Here is a 22,701-nt window from a genome sequence, read left to right as displayed (position 1 = left end):
CCCACGCGTCTTCCGCCACTGTACTGGCAATGACGGAAAGACGAACCGGTGTCTGAACAGGTGAAATCCCGCCGGCGCTCCACCAAGGCGGAGCAGCGCGCGGAGATGATGGAACAGATCCTCGACGAGGCCGAGTACCTTTTCTCCAAGCACGGTCTCTATGGCGTCACGCTAAAGGATGTAGCGCAGCGCGTGGGTGTTCACCACACGCTGCTGAATTACTATTTCGAGGACAAGAAGAAGCTGTTCGACGCCGTCTTCGCGCGCCGCGCCGCGGTTACCAGCGAGCGGCGGATGACCGTGCTAGATGAATATGAAAAGGCCACTGCCGGCAAGCCTACGGTAGAAGGAGCGCTACACGCCTTCCTGGACACTGACCTTGACCTCTATATCGAGGGCGGGGAGGGCTGGAAAAACTACGCCGCCCTGGGCGCACAGGTTGCCAATACCCCGGAATGGGGGGCCGAACTGATGGACAAGCTGTCGGGCGGTCTCTGCAAGTCCGATGATTTCGCCGCCGTGAAAGCCCGTATGGCCGCCTTCATGGCCGCTGGCTTCAAAGAGGTCTGCAAGGTGCGGGAGGGGTGATGCCCCTCCCCCTATCGCAGGTTACCGCGCCACGGCCATGACCGGCTGACTCCAGCCACTGGCCGCCAGTTCACGTTCTGCCTGCATGAAGCCGTATCCGGGCACGATCTCCCCGGTGCGGTCCGTGACCTCGTCCAGACGCGTCAAGACCTGGGCCCCGGCTTGTGGTCCGCTGCCGATATAGCAGCCTTGGGTCATTGTAATGTTGGCCGCAGCGAAATTGCCGCCGCCAGCGCACAGGATGGTCCGCGTCGGCGCGTCATCGCACACCAGCGGCAGCAGGGCCGGACTGACCAGTGACGGGTGCAACCGTTCCAGACTGTCATCTGACAGCACGCCATCGGTCATCTGGGTGGCGGCGGTCGGGGCCAGACAATTGACGCGGATATTGTATTTCTCGCCCTCGATGGCCAGCGTCTGCATCAGGCCGACCAGCGCCATTTTGGCGGCACCATAATTGGCCTGCCCGAAATTGCCATACAGGCCGGAGGAGGATGTGGTCATGACGACGCGGCCATGCCGCTGGGTCCGCATGATCTCCCACACCGCCTTGGTGCAGATGACGGCACCCATCAGATGCACATCCAGGACGACACGGAAATCATCCAGCCCCATCTTGGCAAAGCTCTTATCACGCAGGATGCCGGCATTATTGACCAGGATGTCGATCCGGCCCCATTGCGCCATCGTGCGGGACACAAGCGTCGCCACCGCCGCCTCGTCCGTCACCGATCCAGCAACGGCCAGGGCATCGCCACCCGCCACCACTATCTCCGAAGCCACAGCATCGGCTGCTTCCTGGCTCAGATCATTGACAACGACCTTGGCGCCCTGTCGGGCCAGGAACAGCGCATGCTGACGGCCCAATCCGCCACCAGCACCCGTGACAATCGCGATACGGTCCTTCAACGCCATTTCGTGGCACCTCCCTGTTCTTGAGATGCCACTATATAGTCGATCTTATTTTCACTCACAAGCTAGTGAATATCATGAAGGGTGATGAAGGTGAGGCTATGGGGGTCAGACCCCCCACGCCCCTTGGAACCCTTTTGGCAATCCCGCATCCGGAGTGAAGCCATACATCTCCGTGCCCGGCAAGGCAGCCTTCACGATATCCCGTACCGCCAGCAACTTCTCCAGGTCCACGCCGGTCTCATAGCCCATGGCGGCCAGCATGAAGGCCAGATCCTCGGTCACGACATTGCCGGACGCACCAGGAGCGAAGGGGCAGCCGCCGATCCCCCCCAGCGATGCATCCAGGGTGGTGATGCCTTCATCCAGTGCCGCCAGGGCGTTGGCAAGGCCCAGGCCGCGGGTGTTGTGCAGATGAACACCGGAACAGGCATGGTCGCCCACCACACCGCGAACGGCGCGTATCAGGCGCTTCACCTGGGCCGGATTGGCGTAACCGGTAGTATCGGAAAGACCGACCTCATCACAGCCGGCCTTCATCAGTGCCTCGGCGATCTCCAGCACCTTGGCTTCGGGTACCACACCCTCCAGGGTGCAGCCGAAGGCGGTGGAGAGGCCGCCTTCGAACTTGGGCCGGCTGCCCTCTGGCTGCGCCTTGATAAGGGCGGCGATGGCGGCTGTTTCTTCCAGCATCTGCGCATGGGTGCGGCGGACATTGCGCAGGCTGTGCGTCTCGCTGACCGAGAGCGGAATGGTGATCTTGTGGGCGCCAGCGGCCACGGCGGCCTCGGCTCCCTTCAGGTTGGGCACCAGCACCGCGACCGTCAGGCCGGGGATGGTGCGGGCGAAGGCTACCAGTTCAGCCGTGTCAGCCAGTTGCGGCAGTATCTTGGCCGGAACGAAGGACCCGACCTCAATCTCCCGCACGCCGGCGGCGGCTTCCGCTGCGATCCAGGCCTTTTTCGCCTCGGTCGGCATGATGGGGCTGATGCTCTGCAGCCCGTCGCGAGGACCGACCTCGGAGATTTCGATGTAGCTACCAGCCATGGTTTAACCCTCCGCCTGGACAACAAGACCGCGCGACAACAGGTCGGCGATGCGGGCCGGGTCATAGCCCAACTCTGCCAGCACCTCCCCCGTATGCTGGCCGGGCTTGGCCAGATCATGCTGGATAGCGGGCCGGTGCCCGTCGATCTCCACCGGCAAAGCCGGCAGGCGGATCGGGCGCTGATCATCGGGCAGATGCAGGTCCAGCAAACCGCCCGATGCCGTCAGATGCGCATCATCGAACAGATCCTCGGGCCGGTTGATGGGGGCAAAAGGCAGGCCGATCTCTTCCAATTTGGTCAGCAGCTCGGCCTTAGTAAAAGTGCGGAACAAGTCCTGCACGCGCGGAATGATCCGGTCGCGGGCCTGCACCCGGCCATTATTCTTGACCAGCGTCTCTTCAGCGGCGAAATCGTCCAGACCGAATGCCTTGCAGAAGCCGACCCATTGACCATCCGTGACGACGCCGGCAAAGACGGTCTGCTCGTCCTTGGTCTGGAACTGGTCATAGATGGCCCAAGCGGAGATACGCACGGGCATGGGGCGCGCAGCGGTGCCGGTCACGACATACTGGGCCATGTGCTGTCCCACCAGGAACACGCAATTCTCATATAGAGCCGATTTCACGGTCTGACCCCGGCCCAGCGTACCGCGCTGGATCAGGGCGGCCAGCACGCCGATGACACCGAACAGGCCACCGATCACGTCGATCACCGACGCCCCGGCCCGCAGGGGACGGCCCGGCGGACCGGTCATATAGGCAAGGCCGCCCATCATCTGCGCCACCTCATCCAGGGCGGCGCGATGTTCATAGGGGCCGGACAGGAAGCCCTTGGCCGAGCAATAGATCAGGCCGGGATTGCGCGCCTTCAGCGCCGCTTCCCCGAAACCCAGCGCATCCATGGCACCAGGGCGGAAATTCTCGATCAGAACATCGGCCCTGTCGATCATGTCAAAGGCAATCTGCTTGCCTTCCGGCGATTTCAGGTCCACCGACAGGCTGCGCTTGTTGCGGCCATACATGGGGAAATAGCCGGCACCAGAGCCCAGCAGGCGACGGGTATTGTCGCCCCCGATCGGTTCCACCTTCACCACATCGGCACCCAGGTCGCCCAGCACCATGCCCACAGTGGGCCCCATGACCATGTGGGTGAATTCCACCACCTTCAATCCAGCCAGGGGCAACGGGGTGGCGGCTTTGTCGTCCTGCGACATGAAAAACCTCGAACGCTGAAAGTCAGAAGAAAAGCCACGGATTGCGAGCGCGGTAGCTGCCTTCGAAATCCCTGATGGCGGGCAGCCGTTTCAGGGTGACGCCGATGGCATCCAGCCCTTCCAGCAGCATTTCCTTGTCGGCGGGCGCGATGGTGAAAGGCAGTTCAGTGCCATCAGGCACGCGCACACTCTGCGCCGCCAGATCGACGGTCAGGAGTTGTGGCGTGCCCGCCTGCGCCAATGCCGCCACCGATGGTTCCGGCAGCACCAGCGGCAGAATGCCGTTACGCACGCAATTGCCCTGGAAGATCGCACCGAAGCTGGGCGCGATGACGCAGCGAATGCCGTAATCCTGCAGCGCCCAGACGGCATGTTCGCGTGACGAGCCACAGCCAAAATTGGGACCGGCCAACAGGATCGGCGCCTTACGAAAGCAGGGCCAGTTAAGGATGAATTCCGGATTCTCGACCCTATTCGCCACATCGCTGTAGCGCCAGTCTGCGAACATGCCCTCGCCCAACCCTTCCTTCGATACTTTTTTCATCTCCCTGGAGGGGATGATGGCGTCAGTATCGACATTGGCGCGGAACAGCGGGGCGGCGACGCCGGTCAGGCGGGTGAATTTCTGCATGATTCACCCCTCCCCCAGAAATGACCGCGGATCGGCGATATGGCCGGCAATGGCAGAGGCGGCCACGGTCACGGGACTGGCCAGATGTGAGCGGGTGCCCGGTCCCTGGCGGTTTTCGAAATTGCGGTTAGTGGAGGTGACGACACGCTCCCCCTTGCCGAAATGTTCGCCGCCCGCGAAGAAGCACATGGAACAGCCGCTTTCACGCCATTCAAAGCCGGCGGCCTGGAACACGACATGCAGCCCCTCCGCCTCCGCCGCCGCTTTCACCTGCATGGAGCCGGGCACGCAGATGGCGCGCACACCGGCAGCAACCTTGCGGCCCTTCAATACGGCGGCGGCGGCGCGCAGGTCCGGCAGGCGGCTGTTGGTGCAGCTGCCGATAAAGGCACCGTCGATGGGCAGGCCGATCAGCGCATCGCCCGCCTTCAGGCCCATATAATCCAGCGCCCGGCGCCGCGCCTGTGCTGCTGTGGCGTCGGTGGCGTGGTCAGGGTGGGGAACATGACCGGTCAGCGGCACCGCATGCTGTGGACTGGTGCCCCAGGTGATGGTGGGGGCTATATCGGCACAATCGATGCGGATTTCCTTGTCAAAGACCGCATCCGCATCGCTGACCAGTCCCCGCCAGTCGGCGACGGCTTCATCCCATAGATCCCCCTTGGGCGCGAAGGGGCGACCCTTTACCCAGTCGATGGTCTTGGCGTCCGGCGCCACCAGCCCTGTCCAGGCCGCAAATTCAACGGCCATGTTGCAGAGGGTCATGCGCGCCTCAACCGACAGGGCAGACACCGCAGACCCTGTAAATTCGATGGCGTAGCCCGCCCCGCCGCCCGCCCCATGGGCCGCGATCAGGTGCAGGATCATGTCCTTTGCGCCCACGCCTGGGGGCAGCGCTCCGTCGAATCGCACGCGCATGGTCTTGGGCCGCTTAACGACCAGCGTCTGTGTGGCCAGCGCGTGGGCGGCCTCTGTCGACCCGATGCCCCAGGCCAAGGCGCCCAGACCGCCTTGCGTGCAGGTATGGCTGTCGGGACAGACCAGCGTGGCGCCCGGCAGTGCAATGCCTTGTTCTGGGGAGACGACATGCACAATGCCCTGGCGGTCATCACCGATATCGAAGACACGGATGCCGGCCTCTGCTGCTGCCGCCCTTGTTTCCTGGATGAAGGCAGTACCACCGGGCATGATGGTCGTATCGCTGCGCCCCGGCAGCGTATCGACGATATGGTCCATGCAGACAAAGGCGCGGTCGGGATGGCGCACGGCGCGGCCCTGTTCCTTCAGCCCCTTTAGCGCCATGGAACCCGTCCGTTCATGCAGCAGCACACGGTCGATATAAAGAAGGTCGGTCCCGTCACCCAGATCGGCGACGCAGTGGCGCGCCCAAAGCTTCTCAACAAGGGAAAGGCCCATTTCCTCACCCCTCCGTCACAGGCCGGGCATCATCGCCGGGCAGGCTTTCCGGTGTGGGGTAGCGGCCCATCGTCAGAAGCATGGCCGCACCGGCCAGCAGGGCAATGGCGCCGTACAGCAAGGCCGTGTCGTAATGACCGCTCTGTACGAACATCCGGCCAAAAATGAAGGGACCGAAACCCGCACCGAACGCAAAGAAGCCGTACATCATGCCGTAGATGGCACCATAGAACCGCATGCCGTAATAGCGACTGACCATGAAGGCCAGGATGTCGTATTCGACACCCGCCGCGAACCCGATCAGCAGGACTGCCACAATGGCAGGCGTGGCGGTAACCCCGTCGCCTGTCAGCAGCAGACAGGCCGCCGCAGGGAGAGCCAGCAGCACAAAGGCCACACCCGGTGCCCAGAACCGGTCGATCAGCCAACCACCGATCAGGCGGCCCGCAATGACCGACGGGCCGATCAGGCTGGCGATTTGCACTGCCTGCTGCGCATCCAACCCCTTGGAGCCCAGTATCTTTTCCAGATTGGGGATCGGGCCGCCAACAGCGAAGGCGATGGGCACGAAGGCGATGGCCAGCACCCAGAACCGATAGGTGCGCAGCGCCTGACGCAGGGTGAAGCCGCGACGCGCCACCTTGGCCGGTGCCCCCGTTGCCCCCTTGTCCGTCACGTCGTGGAACAGGAAATATGCAACCGGCAGCGCAAGCAGCAGCGGCAACAGTGCCAGACCGACATAGGCCATACGCCAGCCGACGACGCCGATCAGGTAATTGGCATAAAGCTTGGCAAACGCCCCGAACAGGCCCGTGCCCAGCAGCGACAATCCCAGGGCCAGGCCACGATTGGCGTTGAACCAGTTATTGACGGCCCGCGTCCAGGTGATGGGCAGGGTGCCCGCCCCCAGCGCCGCCATCAGCATCCAGTTGATGTAGAACAGCGTCAACGATCCGTTCGAAAGCGCGAAGCCAGCCAATGTCAGACCGAACAGCGCAACGGAGATCAGCACGACGCGTCGGACACCGAACTTATCTGCTGCCAAGCCGGCTACCGGGCCCATCACCATGGCCCCCAGGGTCATGATCATCAGCGCCAGCATGATCTGATCGACGCCCCAGCCGAATTCCGCCGATAGCGGCGCCACGAAGACACCCATCGTATAGAAGGGAATGGGCGACAGCCCGGTACCGATGCCAAGGGCGGAGGCGGCGACCACCTTCCAGCCTTGCCTGAATTCAGACCGATCGACAGACATGCACGCCCCCGGCTTTAAATGATATAATGATATGTCTTTATCATGACACAGTCGGCGTTCACCAATGGGAATGCTGGGCGGCGGGAAATTTCCATCACCCCATCCACCCAGCGGACAGAGGCTGTGCTGCCAATTGCGACCATGCCCCCTGGATCCGTCCACAGGGCGGGGCATCCCTGTCCACCTGACAGATGATTTCGGCGGCGGCCATTTCAAAACCCGCCAGTCTGTCGGAAACAGGGGCAGGTCACTTATCAGATGGAAAGACAATACGATGCGGTTCGAGCCGACGATGGTGCGGGAAGAGAAGACGGCCCGCCAATTGTTTGAACAGGTGAAGGCCAACCCCGCCCGCGCGAAGTTCGGCTTCGGCAACCGGGTCGCCATCGTGAATGTCGATTTCCAGCAGGCCTATACGCGGCCCGACCTGTTCCCCAGGACCGCCTATGTCACCGACCCGGATCAGATCGCCCATGTGAACCGGATCAGTGCCGCCGCCCGCCGGCTGGGCATGCCTGTCATCTGGACCCGCGTGATGTACAAGGCGGATGCAGGCGATGCCGGCGTCTGGGGGACCCGCACCAACACGCCCGACAGCCTGCAGAACATCAAGGCCGACAGCGACCGCCACGCCTTCGACCCGCGGGTGGAAATCGACCGGGCCGTTGACTTCGTCTTTGACAAGCGGATGCCATCGGCCTTTTTCGAAACGCCGCTGCCCAGCTATCTGGTCTGGCACAAAGTCGATACGGTTATCGTGACGGGCGGCAGCACGTCAGGCTGCGTGCGTGCCACGGCAGTGGACAGCCTGTCCCACGGCTATCGCACCATCGTGGCGGAGGAATGCGTGGCGGATAAGCATGAAAGCTATCACTACGCCAACCTGACCGACCTTCTGCTGAAATATGCCGACGTGGTGAACGTGGCGGAAGTGGACGCCCATCTGGCGGCCCTGGCCGGTTGAGCGGGAGGACGGAAGTGATGCACAGCGATCCCAATCTCTATGATTTCTGGCCCTACCGCGACCGGCCAAAGATCACTTGGCCGGGCAACAAGAAGGTCGCCTTCTGGGTGGCCCCGAATATCGAGTTCTATGAGCTGGACCCGCCCGTCAACCCGTCGCGCAAGCCCTGGGGCCGTCCGCATCCCGACATCGTGCCCTATTCGGCGCGCGACTGGGGCAACCGGGTCGGACATTGGCGGCTGATGGAAGTGATGGACGAGTTCAAGGTGCGCGGCAGCATCAGCCTGTCCGTCGCCATGCTGGACCACCATCCGGAGATCATCCGCGCCTGCGTGGAGCGCGACTGGGAATTCTTCAGCCACGGCATCTACAATACCCGCTATTCCTACAACATGAATGAGGCGCAGGAACGCGCCGTGCTGGAAGACAGTATCAAGTCCGTCATGGATGCCACGGGGCAGCGCATCCGGGGCTATCTGGCGCCAGCGCTGACCCATACCGAACGCACGCTCGACCTGCTGGCCGAATACGGGTTCTGGTACAGCTGCGACCTGTTCCAAGACGACCAGCCGCAACCGTTGAAGGTAAAGGGCGGCAATCGCCTGATCTCCATGCCATACAGCCTGGAGGTCAACGACGTCATCACCTATGGCGTCTATCACCAGAGCCCGCGCGCCTATGCCGACGCCCTGATGCGCCATTTCGACCAGTTGCTGGAGGAAGGGGCGGAGACGGGGACTGTCATGTGCATTCCGCTGCACGCCTATCTTGTCGGCCATCCGCACCGGATCGGCCCGTTCCGCGAGGCGCTGCGCTATATCACCAGCCACCGCGATGATGTCTGGGTGACGACGGCCAAGGAAATCGCCGAATTCTATATGGCCAACCATTACGACCAGTCGCTGGCCGACATCGCACGGCGAGGAAATGCACGGCCCGGTACCGGTTTCAATCCGCAGGGGGGCCTGTGATGAGCATCCTGCCCGACAGCTATTTCACCTATGCCAAGCGTCATGCCGGTCCGGACCATGACCATTATCCGGCATCCCCCATCATCGACCGCGCGCCCATCACCCTGCCGGGTGGGTCTTCGCTGGGCCTGTGGGTGGTTGTACCGCTGGAATTCTTCCCGCTGAACCCGTCGGGACAGCCGTTCAAGGCGCCGGGCGCCATGCAGACGCCCTATCCCGACCTGCGCCATTACACCACCCGTGACTATGGCAACCGCGTCGGTGCATATCGTCTGCTGAAACTGTTCGGAAAGCTGGGCCTGCGCGCCACGTTCGCCGTACAGGGGGCGGTGGCCGACCGCTATCCGGAGCTGGTGCGGGATGTCCTGTCGGATGGGCACGATATCTGTGCCCATGGCTGGGATACGGACAGCCTGCATCATTCCGGCCTGTCCGCAGAGGTGGAGGATGGCTACATCACCCGTACCCTGGACACGATCCAGACGGCTTGCGGGTATCGCCCCGACGGGTGGTTGAGCCCGGCACGGGCCGAGGGCTTCGCAACGCCGGCCCGGCTGGCGGCCAACGGCATCAATTGGTTCGCGGATTGGGCGCATGACGATCTGCCCACCCGGTTCCGGACGGAGGCGGGCGATCTGGCGGCCCTGCCCCTATCCAATGAGTTGGACGACTGGCAGATCCTGATCAACTACACACGGCCTGAGCATGAATGGGCCGCGCAGGTGGCGGACGCCGCCGATTGGCTTCTGGATGAGGCGGGCCGGTTCAATAGCCTGCGCCTTCTCACGCTGACCGTGCGCCCCTATGTCAGCGGCCTGCCCTATCGCGTCAAGGCACTGGGCGACAGTCTGAAGGGTGTGCTGGACCGGGCCAGGGCCGCCGGGGTGACGCCCCGCGACCTGACACGCGCTTTGCCCGCATGAGACAAGGATGCTCCCGACCGCAACGCCATCCTTGTGCGGCAGGCATAAGATGCGGATAAGTCGGGAGCATTCCCTTTCCATGCCCCCTGGACGCCCCTTCATGGACCAAGAATTGACCCCGGCGGGATTGAGCCCGGATCAACTGGACCCCAGCGCACCGGTCCCGCTTTATCACCAGATCTATCTGGTGCTGCGGGAGAAAATCCGCACGGGCGAATTCCCGGCCCATTCGGTGATCCCCGGCGAACAGGAACTTTCCCGGCTGTTCGACGTGTCGCGCATCACCGTGAAACGCGCGCTGAACGAACTGGCGGCCCATGATCTGGTCAGCCGACATCGTGGACGCGGCACATTGGTCACCGCATCCGCCGCCCTGCCCCAGGTCCATGGCAGTTTCGACAATCTGATCGACAGCCTGAAAACAATGGGGCTGGAGACGCAGGTGCAGGTGCTGGAACTGGCCGATATGCCGGCCCCGCCCGCCGTGGCGGTCTTGCTGGACATCGAAACCGGCACCCCGGTGCAGCGGGCCGTGCGCCTGCGCAAACTGTCAGGTGAGCCGTTCAGTTATCTGATCCAGTACATGCCCGCCGACATCGCCGCCCGCATCAGCCGGGAGGAGATGGAAAGCATCCCCACCCTGGTCCTGCTGGAACGGGTCGGTGCCACCCCGCATGAGGCAGAGCAATGGATCACGGCGGTCGCCGCCGAACCGCAGATGGCCGCCGCCCTGGACCTGGCCTCCGGATCGCCCTTGCTGCGGGTGGAACGGGTGATGCGAGACAAGGATGGGCGCGCGGTGCAGCTGATCCACGCCCATTACCGGCCTGACCGCTTCAAATACCATATGCGTTCCACCCGCAAATCCGCCGGAAGTTGGCGCGCGGACGGGTGAGAGATAGAGACAAGGTGTGACATGTCCGACAAGGTTATCCTGCGCCGCGACGCCGATGGTATCGGCCGGCTGATACTGAACCATCCTGCCAAGCGTAATGCCCTGTCGCAGGAAATGTGGCGGCTGGTGCGTGTGCGCCTGGATGAGGCGGCGGCGGACCCCGCCATCCGCGTGCTGGTTGTGCAGGGGGCGGAGGGAACCTTCGCCGCCGGGGCCGACATTTCCGAATTCGAAGCCGCCTATGAGACGCGGGAAAGCACCGCCGCCTATGCCGGCGACATTGCGGGGGCCATGGATGGGCTGGCCGATTTCGTGAAGCCGACCATCGCCATGATCCAGGGGGCCTGCGTGGGTGGCGGGCTGGGTCTGGCGCTGGCCTGCGACCTGCGCTTTGCGGCGTCCGACGCCCGCATGGGCATCACGCCGGGCAAGCTGGGGCTGGTCTATCCGCTGGGCGACACCAAGCGGCTGGTGCAGGCGGTGGGACCAAGCCACGCCAAGGACCTGTTGTTCACGGGGCGCCTGCTGGGTGCCGACGAGGCGCTTGCCGTGGGCCTGGTCAACCGGGTGACGGCGGTCGATGCGCTGGAAGCCGCAGTGCTAGATTATGCCGGGCAGATCACGGCGGCCAGCCAGTACACGGCGCGTGCCACCAAGCGCATGATCAACCGCGTGCTGGGCGGGCAACTGACCGACAACGCAGAAACAGTAGCGGAGTTCCTGGACGCCATCGAGGGCGAGGATTTCATCGAAGGCCGCAACGCCTTCCGGGAGAAGCGCAAGCCGAACTTCACCTTTGGGTAAAACGCTTCACTCCCGCTCCCGATTGAAGCTCATCGAATAGACGAAGCGGTCGGCGGGATGGATGCTCTCGCTGGCCAGGAACAGCACGCCCTTGGCATCGTGATAGGTGCGGCAGGTGCGTAGGGCCGCCGTGCCCGGTTCACAGCCCAGCAGGGCCGCGTTGCGGCTGTCCAGCACCATGGCGCTGATCTGCTGGTCGATGCGGCTGGGTGTCAGGCCGAACCGGGCCTCGATGGCGTTGGCAACGGTTGGCGTATCCTCAATCTCCGCCTGTAAGGGCGCGCAATCAGTGCGGATCAGAATGCGGGTCAGGCCCACCACCTTCGCCCCGTCGCGGCGCAGGCCGCGCAGTTCCCGCCAGTCACCCGGCAGCAGGCCAAGATCGCGGGCCATGCCGTCGGCGGGAGCGGGGACATAGGCCAGGATGGTCAACCGGGCGGTGCGAGCATATTGCAGCAGATCCTGAAATCCCCCCAGCGGCTGCACGAACAGGGCCGGCTCCGCACTGGCCGCCACCACGGTGCCCGCCCGGCGCTTGCGGGTCACCAGACCGGCATCGGTCAACAGGCGTAGCGCATCGCGGGCCGTGTGGCGGGAAATGCCATGGGTTGCACAAAGCTCCTGCTCCGTCGGCAGAAGGTCGCCGACATTATAGGTGCCGCTGGTGATGGCGGCACGCAACATCTGGGCGATCTGCTGGTATCGGGGAACGGCCACGCTGCGCTTTCCTTATCTGCGGACGGGGGATGAAACCCCTCGCAAGGCCGCTTCGTCAACTGTGACCGGGACTCTGCATCTCCACCTGTCGGACGGGCGGCATGAAAACCGTCCCGTCCCGCCATCGCATGGCTGTTTGATGCCTGCAAGCATGATACGGAGTTTTGTCCGGACAAATAGGGTCATGATGATGCTGATCGCCCAGTTCGCCGACCATCTTTCACGACCGGTCCCCACCGCTATGCGGCGGCGGGCCGCTGTTCATCTGCTGGATTGGGGGGGATGTGCCGTGATCGGGGCGGCAACACCAGTTGCCGACACGCTTGCCGCTGTCTTCCTGGACGGTGCAGGCGGTCCCTGTACCGTGATCGGTCGCGCGCATGGTGCGAGCGCGGAAGCGGCTGCGCGCTATAACGGCGCGCTGGGCAATATCTATGAAATGGATGACGTGGATAAGCGGGCAAGGGTGCATCCCGGCCCTATCGTCATCCCCGCCGCCCTGGCACTGGCCCAGGCGACGAACGCCGGTGCCGATGCCCTTCTGGATGCCATTGTGCGCGGGTATGAGGCGGTGATCCGCCTGGGCCGCGCGCTCGGCGACGGTCATTACCGCGTCTGGCATACCACAGCCAGTGCCGGAACGGTCGGGGCGGCGGCAGCCTGCGCCAGCCTGCTGGGCCTTGACCGCGACGGCATGGCCCAGGCCATGGCGCTGGCCATCACACGCACGGGCGGCCTGTGGGAGACACGCAACGACCCCCGGTCCAGCGCCAAGCAGGTGCACAATGCCCAGGCCGCCGGTGACGGGCTGCTGGCCGCGCGCATGGCCGCCGCAGGCCTGCGGGGACCGGCACAGATCCTGGAGGGCAAGGAGGGAATGTTCGCGGCCACGGCCCCCGGTGCCACGCCCGCCGACCTTCTCGCCGGTATCAGTCCGGCGGGATGGTGCATCACCGATGTCAGTCTGAAGCCTTGGCCCGCCTGCCGCCACGTCCATCCGGTGATCGATGCGGCCCTGGCCCTGCTGTCCAAAACAGGACGCGAAGGGCTGGACCTTCGGGAGGTGCGGGGGATCGCCATTCAAACCTATGGCGATGCCGTACGCTTTTGCGACCGGCCCGCACCGCGCACTGTGATTGAGGCAAAATTCTCGCTCCAGCATGTGGTGGCTGTCAGCCTGCTGCACGGTCCCCCGCCGCTTTCGGCCTTCGACCAGCCGATGATTGCCGACCCCACCGTGACCGAACTACGGTCGCGGGTGAAGGTGACGGTGGGCGAACCCTATGCCGGGGCCTATCCCAATCAATTCGGGGCACGGGTGGTCGTCAACCTCAGCAATGGCGACCTGCTGGTGCATGAACAGCCGGACGCCCTGGGCGACCCGGAAAACCCGCTCTCCATCGACCGTACCATCGACAAGGCGCGCAGCCTGATGCAGGCCGCGGGGATGGAGGCGGCGACAATTGGCACGCTGGTCACCGAATGCCTGGAACTGGCGGACGGCCGCCCCCTGCCCACGCATTGGCCGTCGCGTTTGACGGGAGAAGCCGCATGACCGCATCGCAAATCATGGCCCGCCACGCCTTGTCGGTGGAATGGGTCACCTTGCCCGAACCGGCACGCGACGCGGTTCGCACCTTCCTTTTGGACACGCTGGGGGTGGGTATCGCGGGGGCCAGGGCACCATTTGCGCCAGAGATCGGTGCCGTGGCGCAGGCATGGGGCGGGGATGGCCCAGCCCCCGTTTTGGGACGCGGTTATCGATTGAGCCCGCCACAAGCGGCCTTCATCAATGCCTTTCAGATCCATGCCCAGGAATTTGACTGCGTGCATGAAGTGGCGGTGTTGCATCCGCTGGCCACCATCCTGGCCGCCATGATGGCCGATACGGCCCGCCAGCCCCTGCCCGTGACGGGTGCGGCGTTCGGTGCAGCCCTGGCCGCCGGTGTTGATATCGCCGTTACACTGGGCCTTGCCGCTAAGACACCGCTGAAATTCTTCCGCCCAGCCACGGCGGGGATTTTCGGTTGTGTGGCGGCGATGGCCCGGCTGCGGCGGCTGGATGTCGATACAACATGCGACGCCTTTGGTCATGCCCTGGCCTTTGCGTCAGGCACCATGCAGGCGCATGTGGAGGGCAAGCCCGGCCTGCCGATCCAGGTGGCGCATGCCGCTCAGGCCAGCCTGATGGCGCTGGATCTGGCGATGGCCGGCATACCCGGCACGGCGGGCAGCATTGATGGCCCCTTCGGCTATCTGGCGATGTTCGAGACGGCAACCGACCTGCCGCCGCTGCTGAATCGGCTGGGCAAGGACTGGCGTATCGCAGAGGTCAGCCACAAGCCCTTTCCGACGGGCCGTGCCGCACATGGGGGGATCGTGGCCCTGCAGACGCTGATGCGCGATCATGGGGTTAATGCGGCCAATCTGGAAAGCCTGACCTATACCGCGCCGCCGCTGATCCAGCGGCTGGTGGGCCGTCCCCTGCCCGCATATCCGGCGGCACTAACCGCCAATTATGCGCGGCTGTGCTTTGCCTGGCTAGGCGCGGTGGTGCTGACGCGCGGCACCGTCGGCTTGTCGGATTTTGCCGAAAGCCGCCTGTCGGACCCGGCACTGCACGCGCTGGGCTGCCGTATCAAGGTGGTGGCGGACGACAATCCCGACCCCGCCGCCTTCACCCCCGGCATTGCGGAGGCGGTTCTGACCGATGGGCGCGTCGTACGGGCCCACATCGACAGCCAGCTGGGCAGCCCCATGACCCCGCTCAGCCGGGAGCAGCATCTGCGGAAGTTCCGCGCCTGTCTGGATTTCGCCGGTGCCGCCGATCTGGCCGACCCGTTGATCCAGGCCATCGACAATCTTCAGGACCAGGCCGACATGGCCCGTCTGCTACGCCGCGCCGCCGGCCTGTCGGACTGATATCAAGGGAGCAATTTTGCCATGGACGGGCACAAGACCTATTTCAACGCCGTGGACTGGGATACCTTGCAGAAGGACCATCCCATCGGTGACGATTTTGTCCGCTTCGCCACGCAGACCAGCCGGGACGAGCTGACGGCGCATCAGAACCGGCTGTTCATGCGCTGTGTCGCCCGCGCCTGGGCCACCCCCTTCTATCAGCGCCTGTGGGGCAAGGCCGGGATTGAAAAGGGCGACATCCGTTCCATCGCGGACCTACCGCGCCTGCCCATGTTCGATAAGTCGGACATCATGGCCAGCCTGGAAATCGCCCCGCCCTTTGGTGATTTCTCCGGCTTTTCCAGCTATCCCGCCGGGGAACGCCCGCCCGTCGTGTTCCACACGACCAGCGGCACCACCGGCAAGCCCCAGGTCCTGCTGTTCGGCGCCAAGGGGCGCGAGGCACAGAATCTACTGCTGGGCCGGCTTTACCGGTTCCAGGGCATGCGGCCCGACGATGTGGTCCATTCCGTCTATGGCCATGGCATGATCAATGGCGGCCATTATGTGCGCGAAAGCGTGCTGCACTGGACCTCCTCCATCTTCATGTCGGCGGGCACGGGCGTGGAAACACGGTCGGCGCAGCAGGTACAGTTGATGAAGGAGTTCGGAGCGACCGTGATCGTCGGCTTCTCCGACTACATCAAGAAACTGGCCGAGGTGGCGCGGGAGAACGGGATCGACCCGGTTCGCGACCTGAATATCCGCATGATCTCAGGCCATCTGGGCAAGGAGGACAAGGCGGGCCTGTCGGCGGCCTGGGGCGGGGCGGAATGCTTCGACTGGTATGGCGTGGGCGACACGGGCTGTATCGCTGGCGAAGGGCCGGACCGTGACGGTCTTTACGTCATGGAGGATGCGCAGGTTCTGGAGGTCTGCGACATCGATACGGGCGCGCCGGTTCCCGACGGTGCGTTGGGCGACATGGTCGTCACCTGCATCTACAAGGACGATATCCACCCCATCATCCGCTTCAACACCCATGACGTGACGCAGGTGCGTACCGGTGCCTCCAACATCGGTGTCGGTTTCAAGCGGATTGAGGGGTTCCTGGGCCGGTCGGACAATATGGTGAAGATCCGCGGCATCAATATCTTCCCGCAGGCCATCGGCCCAATGCTCAACGGCGTGGCCGGCATCACCGGAGAGTATATCTGTAAGGCAGTACGCGATGCCGCCGGGCGGGATGAGTTCATTGTCATTGCCGAGACGAACGCGGCAGGCAATGACCGCCAAGACGTGGCCGAACGTAGCCGCGCCATCCTGAAACAGAAGATTGGCATCGAGGTGGGGGTCCAACTGGTTGATCACCGCGCCACCGCCGGCCTGACCCAGATCGACGTGCGGCAGAAGCCCATCCGCCTGATTGATGAGCGGTACAAATGATCAACGCAATCCTTTCCGCCGGTATTACCGGTCTGCCCGAGCTGTACCGCCGGGGCGAAGCCGATGCCGTGTCTGTCACGCGCTGCTATCTCGACCGGATCACGGTCCTGGACCGGCACATCCGCGCCTATAATCAGGTGCTTGCCGACGATGCCCTGACGGCGGCTTCAGCATCTGCCCGGCGCTGGCGGGATGGTAAACCGCTGTCGGAAATTGACGGCACCCCTATCGCCGTGAAGGCGAATATCGCGGTGAAGGGTGCTTTCTGGCATGCCGGCATCGGCGCCTACCGCGACCGCGTGGCCCAACAGGATGCGGAATGTGTGGCGCGTCTGCGCGCGGCCGGGGCCGTCATCCTGGGCACCGTCAACATGCATGAAGGTGCCCTGGGCGCGACAACCGACAATGTCTGGTTCGGGCGTACACAGAACCCATTGCGCGACGGCTACACGGCCGGCGGGTCCAGCGGCGGGTCAGCGGCGTCAGTGGCGGGCGGACTGGCAGCGGGTGCGCTTGGGTCCGACACGATGGGATCGGTGCGCATCCCCAGCGCCTATTGCGGTATCGTCGGGTACAAGCCGGCCCGCAATGCGATCAGCCTGGACGGTGTCATCCCGCTTTCCACTACGCTGGACCATGTCGGCGTGCATGCACGGTCGCTGACCGACTGCGCCCTGCTGGCCGCTCATGCCGGCGACCGCCGGGCGATCACGCCCGTGGATGTCGCCGGTCTGCGGCTTGCCGTTCCCGACTGGCGCACGCGGGTGGAAACGCCGGATTTTATCTGGAAGGCGCGGGACGAGGCGGCGACACTTCTGCTGCTGAACGGCATGCAGCGCGTGGCGTCCGATTTACCGACTTATCAGCCCGGTCAAGCACGCCGCCTGGGCCTGCTAGTATCGGAGGTGGAGGGGCTGAATGCCCATGCGGAGAGGCTGGCGCAGGGCGAGGATGGTTTCTCACCCGACTTCCTAGGCCTGCTGCGCTGGGGTGGGCGGCAGCCGGCGACCAGGGTGGCCGCCGCCTATCAGGGGCTTGATGCGATCCGCACCGCCGGCACGGCCTGGCTGGAGCAGGTGGAAGCCGTGCTGCTGCCGACTGCGCCGCAGACCGCTTTCCAGTTCGAAACGCCCGTGCCGGCCAATCAGGCGGATTTCACGGCCCTGGCCGACTTCATCGGCTGTCCCGCTGTAGCAGTGCCGTTCGGCATAGCACCGGATGGACTTCCGTTGTCTATGCAGGTCATGGGTCGGGACGCCGCGACGGTGCTGGCGGTTGCCGCCTGCCTTTGCTGAACGGTCGGCCCGACCACGTGGTGGACAGGTATGGTATCCGGCTTGAGCGGTTTCCAGGCCAAACACATCATCCGCCAAACAACCGACGCTCAAAGCTCCAATCAATGCCCCGATGAAACCCTGTGGAACCAAGGTTCTGTGCGGGCGGGCGGAGCTTTGCGTGCAAGGCGGGCCAACAAGTGCCCGGCATGCTTTCTGGGACCATATTCCGACTGGGAGACAAGAATGAAGGAAGTAAAGTTCAAGCCCCCGTCCGGCGCATCGCGCCTGGCCATCACCATGGCCATCGGGGCATCCGTGCTGGCGTCCGGCGCCCACGCGCAGGATACCGCCAAGACCAGCAGTGGTGAAACGATCCAGCTGGAAGAAATCATCGTGACCGCCCGCAAGCGGTCCGAAAACATCCTGAAGACCCCCGTTTCCGTCACCGCCGTCACGGCGGAAGAGGTGGAACAGCGGGGCATCACGTCCGTTCAGAACCTGTCGGAACAGACGCCCGGCTTCAACATCAATAACAACAGTAGCGGTCGCGGCGACCGGTCGTTCCAGCAGTTGATCCTGCGTGGCTTCACGCCGGCCACGACCGACAGCACGCCCGTCGCCACCTTCATCGACGGCGTCCCGGTTTCCTCCCCCACCGCCGTGATGAGCGTATCCAGCCCGGAACGCATCGAGCTGCTGCGCGGGCCGCAGTCGGCCTATTTCGGGCGTAACACCTTTGCCGGTGCCCTGAACGTGGTGAACAAAGAGCCGGGCAACGACTATGCCGGCAGCCTGACCACCATGATCGGCACCCGCAACACCCGCCGCGTTCAGGCCGAGCTGGAAGGACCGCTGGTGGAGGACAAGCTGTCTTTCCGCGTTGCCGGCGACTACAACGCCAAGGACGGCACGTACAAGAACTACGCCAACCCGTCCATGACCCTGGGTGACCAGTCGTCGCGCAATGCCAACCTCTTGGTGGTGGCGACGCCGACCGATAACCTGACGATCAAGGCTTTCGGCATCATCTCCCACGACAAGGACGGCCCTGCCGCCCTGGGCCTGATCAGCGCGCGTGCCATCACGGACAGCACGGGCCGCGTCGTTGTGCCGGCACAGGCGAACTGCACGCTTGGCGGGTTCAACCCGTTCATGTGCGGTACCGTTCCGTCCCTGCCCGCCACCACGCCGGCCGGCAATTACAATGTCGACAGCTTCGTGCGTAACGCGCTGGCCGTTACCACCAACCGTCTGATCGACCCGAATGACAGCGTTGACAGCTATGGTTTGGTGCGGGACTACCGCCACGCCCATTTGGTTGTCGACTACGAAATCCCCGACACCAACTTCACCCTCAGCTCGCTGACCGGCATCAATCACGAGGAATGGGGTTCGCTGTCGGATATCGGAAATTACGACAGCTCCGGCATCGCCAACCCGGCCTATACCGCCACCAATGGCCTGCGCTCCTATTTCAGTTCGGCATATCTGGTGGAGAATATCTCCAAGGATATCTCCCAGGAACTGCGCACCAGCTACGATGATGGCGAGGCGCTGCGCTTTGTCGCCGGCGTGTCCTATCTGGGTGCGAACGGCAAGCGGACCGTCGACACCCTGGACAACATGATCCTGAACAAGCAGGTCACGCCGTCCGGCAAGACGGAATCCAAGACCTATGGCGGCTTCTTCGGCATCACCTATGACATCACCGACAAGCTGACTGCCAGTGTCGAGGGCCGTTACCAGATCGACAAGCTGTATGCCTATATCTCGCCGCTGGCCGATGTGGTGGTGACCGATCCCACCTTCGTGCCCGCCGGCACCTATAAGGCCGGGTCGAAGCTGGCAGAACAGACCTATAAGAACTTCCTGCCCCGCGTCATCGCCCAGTATCAGTGGACCGATGAGGTCATGACCTATGCGTCGGTGGCCAAGGGCGTGAACCCAGCATCGCTGAATTCCGGCGTTGTCTCCTATACCGGCCAGGCGGCGACCATCGCCAAGACCCTGGGCATCGACCTGTTTGTCAGCCCGGAAAAGGTCACCACCTATGAAGTGGGCCTGAAGGGTACCGCCGTCGATAACCGTCTGCGTTACGCCTTTGCCGCCTATTACTCGCAGTGGCGCGATCAGTTGAACCAAGTGATCCAGACCTTCGTGACCCCCACGGGCGGTTTCGGCAGCGTGTTCGGCACCATCAACAGCGGCAATTCCGACATGAAGGGTCTGGAATTCGATGGTTCGTTCCGTCTGACCAAGATGATCACGCTGACGGCGGCCGGCGCGCTGAACGACAGCAAGATCAAGGACTACAACGCACCGCTGGTCACCTTCCTGGTCGGCAGCACGGATTTCTCCGGCAACGAACTGCCGTCGACGTCCAAATACTCCGCCTCCGGTGGCGTGATGTTCAATGGCGAGTTCGATCAGTGGGAAGATGCCACCTGGTTCGCACGCGTTGACTATAACTACAAGTCCGGCGTCTGGTCGGATGTGGCCAATGTCGTGAAGACCCCGGAAAGCCACATCTTCAACGCCCGCGTTGGCGCCACGGTCGGTGCCGTGTCGGTGGATGTTTATGCCAACAACCTGTTCGACAGCCGTCGATACACCACGGCAAACAACAACATCCTGTTCACGCCGGCCCCGTCCTTCACCTATTCCACGCTGAATGTCGGCCTGCGCGATGGTCGCACCCTGGGTGTCCAGGCGAAGTACAAGTTCTGAGCTTAAAATCACGCCCTTGGGGACAACCTTGTCCCTGAGGGCCTTTTTGTTTCAGGCCACGCCAACACCCTTCAAGGAGCGCGATCATGCGCCAGCTTCTTCTGTCTGCCATAACCGCCCTGCCACTTGTGCTGGCCTCCCTGCCCGCACAGGCAGCCCAACCCGCCTGTGAGGCCCGGACCTTCTTCCAGCCGCCTCTGGAATACCAGTCGGTCGAACATCTACCCGATGGGCGCGTCACCTTCCGCCTGTGTGCCAAGGACGCCAAGGAAGTCGTCGCCCTGCCGCAGGAAATGAACAGCGTCCCCATGGGTCTGGATGGCAAGCCGCCGGGCCTGCCCATGACCAAGGATGCCGATGGCTATTGGTCGGTGACCACGACGGGCGCCGTCGATGCCGGCGTCTATACATATGTCTTCAAGGTGGACGGCATGCGCATCGCCGACCCGCGCGGCACCCGCTTTGCCGAGGCATTGGGCGGTGTGCAGTCCGTGGTGCAGTTGCCGGGCGACGGCAGGTCAAACCAGTTCTACAAGGCCGAGGTGCAGCACGGAGTGGTCTCCGCCGTGGAATATCCGTCCTCCACCCTGGGCATCCTGCGCCGCGCCCATGTCTATACCCCGCCGGGGTATGAAGCGGGCGGCAAGGACCGCTATCCGGTTCTGTATCTGGTCCATGGCTATAGCGACAGCGACGATGCCTGGACCACCAAGGGCAATGCCAATTACATCCTGGATAACCTGATCGCGGCCGGCAAGGTCAAGCCGATGATCATTGTCATGCCCTATGGCCACACGCCCGCGCGTGAAGGTGTGCAGGGCATGGAGAATACTGATTTCGGCAGCGACCTGCACAAGGACCTGATCCCCTTCATCGACAAGCATTTCCGCACCCAGGCGGCGGCCAAGACCCGCGCGATGGTCGGCCTGTCGATGGGCGGGGCACACACGATCCAGTTCGGCCTGCCGCGCGCGGACGTGTTCGGCTCCATCGGCGTCTTCTCCATCGGCATGCTGTCGGCGGAACAGACGGCGAATTACCGCAAGGTCAATGATGCGGCCCTGAAGGCCCGCGCCAAGACCGGTGGTCTGGTCTTCTATGCCATCGGCAAGGAGGATTTCGTCATCCAGATGGCGCCACCCTTCCGCCAGATCCTGGCCGATTACGGCATTAAGTACACCTATGTCGAAAGCGGCGGCGGCCACACCTGGATCAACTGGCGCGCCTATCTGGAACAGATCGCGCCGCTTCTGTTCAACTGACGGTCAGACGCACTGAACAGACACGTCACGGCCTTCCCCGTCGCGTATCGGGGAAGGCCGTTTTCTTTTGCGATGAGGATCACCGACCATGGCCACCGATCTGAATGCCGACTATGCCCAGGCCGGGTTCGGCAACCGTCTGGGCTGGGGCAAGCGCCCCGCCCTGCTGATCATCGATTTCGTGAATGCCTATCTGGACCCCGCCTGCCCGCTTTATGCCGGGGTGGAAAAGGCGCTGGCGGGGGCCGTCACCCTGCTGTCAGCCGCACGCGCCGCCGGCATTCCGGTCTTCCACACCAACGTCGCCTATACGCCGGGCGGCGTGGATGGCGGCGTGTTCTTCCGCAAGGTGAAGGCGCTGTCCTGTTTCGAACGCGGCCTTCATCCGCACTGGGCCTCGTTCGCAGAGGGGCTGGAGCCGGCGGCAGGCGAGCCGGTAATCACCAAGCAATATGCCAGCGCCTTTTTCGGCACCTCGCTGGCCTCCACCCTGGCGTCCAGCGGTATCGACACGTTGCTGATCTCCGGCCTGTCGACCTCTGGCTGTGTCCGCGCCTCGGCCCTGGATGCCTGCCAGCATGGGTTCGTGCCGCTCGTGGTACGCGACGCCGTTGGCGACCGCGATGCCCGCGTGCATGACGCCAACCTGTTCGACCTGAACGCCAAATATGCCGACGTGATCGGCCTTGAAGAGGCGATTGCGCAGTTGGCGAAGCACTGAAAGGCAAAGGGCCGGCGAAATATCGC

Annotated in this window: 20 protein-coding genes; 13 read left to right on the top strand and 7 right to left on the bottom strand. The window is 63.7% G+C overall.

The window, feature by feature from the left end; translation table 11 throughout:
- Positions 1-48 precede the first annotated feature (48 nt).
- Positions 49-588 (top strand): TetR/AcrR family transcriptional regulator, encoded by a 540-nt coding sequence (locus C0V82_RS18520; RefSeq protein WP_199772594.1) that lies wholly within the window; start codon positions 49-51, stop codon positions 586-588.
- Positions 589-609: 21 nt separating this feature from the next.
- Here the strand turns inward: C0V82_RS18520 and C0V82_RS18515 are convergent, their stop codons facing one another.
- The 6 genes from C0V82_RS18515 to C0V82_RS18490 form a co-directional block, all read right to left on the bottom strand.
- Positions 610-1,503 carry an SDR family NAD(P)-dependent oxidoreductase gene (locus C0V82_RS18515; RefSeq protein WP_102113907.1) on the bottom strand — a complete coding sequence of 298 codons (894 nt, stop codon included), beginning with the start codon at positions 1,501-1,503 and terminating at the stop codon, positions 610-612.
- Positions 1,504-1,608: 105 nt separating this feature from the next.
- Positions 1,609-2,547 carry a hydroxymethylglutaryl-CoA lyase gene (locus tag C0V82_RS18510; RefSeq protein ID WP_102113906.1) on the bottom strand — a complete coding sequence of 313 codons (939 nt, stop codon included), beginning with the start codon at positions 2,545-2,547 and terminating at the stop codon, positions 1,609-1,611.
- Positions 2,548-2,550: 3 nt separating this feature from the next.
- Positions 2,551-3,762 (bottom strand): CaiB/BaiF CoA transferase family protein, encoded by a 1,212-nt coding sequence (locus C0V82_RS18505; RefSeq protein WP_102113905.1) that lies wholly within the window; start codon positions 3,760-3,762, stop codon positions 2,551-2,553.
- Between the two features lie 22 nt (positions 3,763-3,784).
- Positions 3,785-4,393, bottom strand: coding sequence for a 3-isopropylmalate dehydratase small subunit (gene leuD / locus C0V82_RS18500; RefSeq protein ID WP_102113904.1), 609 nt, complete (start codon positions 4,391-4,393; stop codon positions 3,785-3,787).
- Between the two features lie 3 nt (positions 4,394-4,396).
- Positions 4,397-5,809 (bottom strand): 3-isopropylmalate dehydratase large subunit, encoded by a 1,413-nt coding sequence (locus tag C0V82_RS18495; RefSeq protein ID WP_102113903.1) that lies wholly within the window; start codon positions 5,807-5,809, stop codon positions 4,397-4,399.
- A 4-nt stretch (positions 5,810-5,813) separates the two neighbouring features.
- Complete coding sequence (locus C0V82_RS18490; RefSeq protein WP_158660034.1) at positions 5,814-7,067, bottom strand: MFS transporter; 1,254 nt, start codon at positions 7,065-7,067, stop codon at positions 5,814-5,816.
- Positions 7,068-7,341: 274 nt separating this feature from the next.
- Between C0V82_RS18490 and C0V82_RS18485 the strand changes: the two genes are divergently transcribed.
- From C0V82_RS18485 to C0V82_RS18465, 5 genes are all read left to right on the top strand, one after another.
- Positions 7,342-8,031: an isochorismatase family protein gene (locus C0V82_RS18485; RefSeq protein ID WP_245924281.1), complete on the top strand. Its 690-nt coding sequence runs from the start codon at positions 7,342-7,344 to the stop codon at positions 8,029-8,031.
- 17 nt (positions 8,032-8,048) lie between these two features.
- On the top strand, positions 8,049-9,002 hold the full coding sequence (locus C0V82_RS18480) for a polysaccharide deacetylase family protein (RefSeq protein ID WP_102113901.1): 954 nt from the start codon (positions 8,049-8,051) through the stop codon (positions 9,000-9,002).
- Complete coding sequence (locus C0V82_RS18475; RefSeq protein WP_102113900.1) at positions 9,002-9,925, top strand: polysaccharide deacetylase family protein; 924 nt, start codon at positions 9,002-9,004, stop codon at positions 9,923-9,925. Before C0V82_RS18480 ends, C0V82_RS18475 begins: the two co-directional genes overlap by 1 nt.
- Before the next feature lie 100 nt (positions 9,926-10,025).
- The gene (locus C0V82_RS18470) at positions 10,026-10,820 is read left to right on the top strand and encodes a GntR family transcriptional regulator (protein ID WP_102113899.1); all 795 of its coding nucleotides are present in this window, start codon (positions 10,026-10,028) and stop codon (positions 10,818-10,820) included.
- A gap of 21 nt (positions 10,821-10,841) precedes the next feature.
- Positions 10,842-11,624, top strand: a complete 783-nt coding sequence (locus C0V82_RS18465) for an enoyl-CoA hydratase-related protein (protein ID WP_102113898.1) — start codon at positions 10,842-10,844, stop codon at positions 11,622-11,624.
- Between the two features lie 6 nt (positions 11,625-11,630).
- Here C0V82_RS18465 and C0V82_RS18460 read toward each other — a convergent pair whose 3' ends face one another.
- A complete protein-coding gene (locus C0V82_RS18460; RefSeq protein ID WP_158660033.1) occupies positions 11,631-12,341 on the bottom strand; it encodes a GntR family transcriptional regulator in 711 nt (236 codons plus the stop codon).
- Positions 12,342-12,525: 184 nt separating this feature from the next.
- Here C0V82_RS18460 and C0V82_RS18455 point away from each other — a divergent pair, with 184 nt between their 5' ends.
- The 7 genes from C0V82_RS18455 to C0V82_RS18425 all read left to right on the top strand — a co-directional run bounded on the left by C0V82_RS18455 (position 12,526) and on the right by C0V82_RS18425 (position 22,675).
- The gene (locus C0V82_RS18455) at positions 12,526-13,896 is read left to right on the top strand and encodes an MmgE/PrpD family protein (protein WP_158660032.1); all 1,371 of its coding nucleotides are present in this window, start codon (positions 12,526-12,528) and stop codon (positions 13,894-13,896) included.
- A complete protein-coding gene (locus C0V82_RS18450; RefSeq protein WP_102113895.1) occupies positions 13,893-15,263 on the top strand; it encodes an MmgE/PrpD family protein in 1,371 nt (456 codons plus the stop codon). The genes C0V82_RS18455 and C0V82_RS18450 overlap by 4 nt, the downstream gene beginning before the upstream one ends.
- Before the next feature lie 21 nt (positions 15,264-15,284).
- Complete coding sequence (locus C0V82_RS18445; protein ID WP_102113894.1) at positions 15,285-16,688, top strand: phenylacetate--CoA ligase family protein; 1,404 nt, start codon at positions 15,285-15,287, stop codon at positions 16,686-16,688.
- Complete coding sequence (locus tag C0V82_RS18440) at positions 16,685-17,983, top strand: amidase (RefSeq protein ID WP_102113893.1); 1,299 nt, start codon at positions 16,685-16,687, stop codon at positions 17,981-17,983. The genes C0V82_RS18445 and C0V82_RS18440 overlap by 4 nt, the downstream gene beginning before the upstream one ends.
- A gap of 225 nt (positions 17,984-18,208) precedes the next feature.
- On the top strand, positions 18,209-20,692 hold the full coding sequence (locus tag C0V82_RS18435) for a TonB-dependent receptor (protein WP_158660031.1): 2,484 nt from the start codon (positions 18,209-18,211) through the stop codon (positions 20,690-20,692).
- Between the two features lie 86 nt (positions 20,693-20,778).
- A complete protein-coding gene (locus C0V82_RS18430) occupies positions 20,779-21,954 on the top strand; it encodes an alpha/beta hydrolase-fold protein (protein ID WP_102113891.1) in 1,176 nt (391 codons plus the stop codon).
- An 88-nt stretch (positions 21,955-22,042) separates the two neighbouring features.
- A complete protein-coding gene (locus tag C0V82_RS18425; RefSeq protein ID WP_102113890.1) occupies positions 22,043-22,675 on the top strand; it encodes an isochorismatase family protein in 633 nt (210 codons plus the stop codon).
- The last annotated feature ends 26 nt before the right edge of the window (positions 22,676-22,701 follow it).

This window comes from Niveispirillum cyanobacteriorum, assembly GCF_002868735.1.
Taxonomy (GTDB): Bacteria; Pseudomonadota; Alphaproteobacteria; order Azospirillales; family Azospirillaceae; genus Niveispirillum; species Niveispirillum cyanobacteriorum.
This window is presented reverse-complemented; position numbering and strand designations above follow the sequence as displayed.

What these genes read in the sequence shown, in the direction of transcription:
- C0V82_RS18515 (WP_102113907.1), bottom strand. Translation starts at nt 1,503, where the DNA reads ATGGCGTTGAAGGACCGTATCGCGATTGTCACGGGTGCTGGTGGCGGA.
- C0V82_RS18510 (WP_102113906.1), bottom strand. Translation starts at nt 2,547, where the DNA reads ATGGCTGGTAGCTACATCGAAATCTCCGAGGTCGGTCCTCGCGACGGG.
- C0V82_RS18505 (WP_102113905.1), bottom strand. Translation starts at nt 3,762, where the DNA reads ATGTCGCAGGACGACAAAGCCGCCACCCCGTTGCCCCTGGCTGGATTG.
- leuD (WP_102113904.1), bottom strand. Translation starts at nt 4,393, where the DNA reads ATGCAGAAATTCACCCGCCTGACCGGCGTCGCCGCCCCGCTGTTCCGC.
- C0V82_RS18495 (WP_102113903.1), bottom strand. Translation starts at nt 5,809, where the DNA reads ATGGGCCTTTCCCTTGTTGAGAAGCTTTGGGCGCGCCACTGCGTCGCC.
- C0V82_RS18490 (WP_158660034.1), bottom strand. Translation starts at nt 7,067, where the DNA reads ATGTCTGTCGATCGGTCTGAATTCAGGCAAGGCTGGAAGGTGGTCGCC.
- C0V82_RS18485 (WP_245924281.1), top strand. Translation starts at nt 7,342, where the DNA reads ATGCGGTTCGAGCCGACGATGGTGCGGGAAGAGAAGACGGCCCGCCAA.
- C0V82_RS18480 (WP_102113901.1), top strand. Translation starts at nt 8,049, where the DNA reads ATGCACAGCGATCCCAATCTCTATGATTTCTGGCCCTACCGCGACCGG.
- C0V82_RS18475 (WP_102113900.1), top strand. Translation starts at nt 9,002, where the DNA reads ATGAGCATCCTGCCCGACAGCTATTTCACCTATGCCAAGCGTCATGCC.
- C0V82_RS18470 (WP_102113899.1), top strand. Translation starts at nt 10,026, where the DNA reads ATGGACCAAGAATTGACCCCGGCGGGATTGAGCCCGGATCAACTGGAC.
- C0V82_RS18465 (WP_102113898.1), top strand. Translation starts at nt 10,842, where the DNA reads ATGTCCGACAAGGTTATCCTGCGCCGCGACGCCGATGGTATCGGCCGG.
- C0V82_RS18455 (WP_158660032.1), top strand. Translation starts at nt 12,526, where the DNA reads ATGATGATGCTGATCGCCCAGTTCGCCGACCATCTTTCACGACCGGTC.
- C0V82_RS18450 (WP_102113895.1), top strand. Translation starts at nt 13,893, where the DNA reads ATGACCGCATCGCAAATCATGGCCCGCCACGCCTTGTCGGTGGAATGG.
- C0V82_RS18445 (WP_102113894.1), top strand. Translation starts at nt 15,285, where the DNA reads ATGGACGGGCACAAGACCTATTTCAACGCCGTGGACTGGGATACCTTG.
- C0V82_RS18440 (WP_102113893.1), top strand. Translation starts at nt 16,685, where the DNA reads ATGATCAACGCAATCCTTTCCGCCGGTATTACCGGTCTGCCCGAGCTG.
- C0V82_RS18435 (WP_158660031.1), top strand. Translation starts at nt 18,209, where the DNA reads ATGAAGGAAGTAAAGTTCAAGCCCCCGTCCGGCGCATCGCGCCTGGCC.
- C0V82_RS18430 (WP_102113891.1), top strand. Translation starts at nt 20,779, where the DNA reads ATGCGCCAGCTTCTTCTGTCTGCCATAACCGCCCTGCCACTTGTGCTG.
- C0V82_RS18425 (WP_102113890.1), top strand. Translation starts at nt 22,043, where the DNA reads ATGGCCACCGATCTGAATGCCGACTATGCCCAGGCCGGGTTCGGCAAC.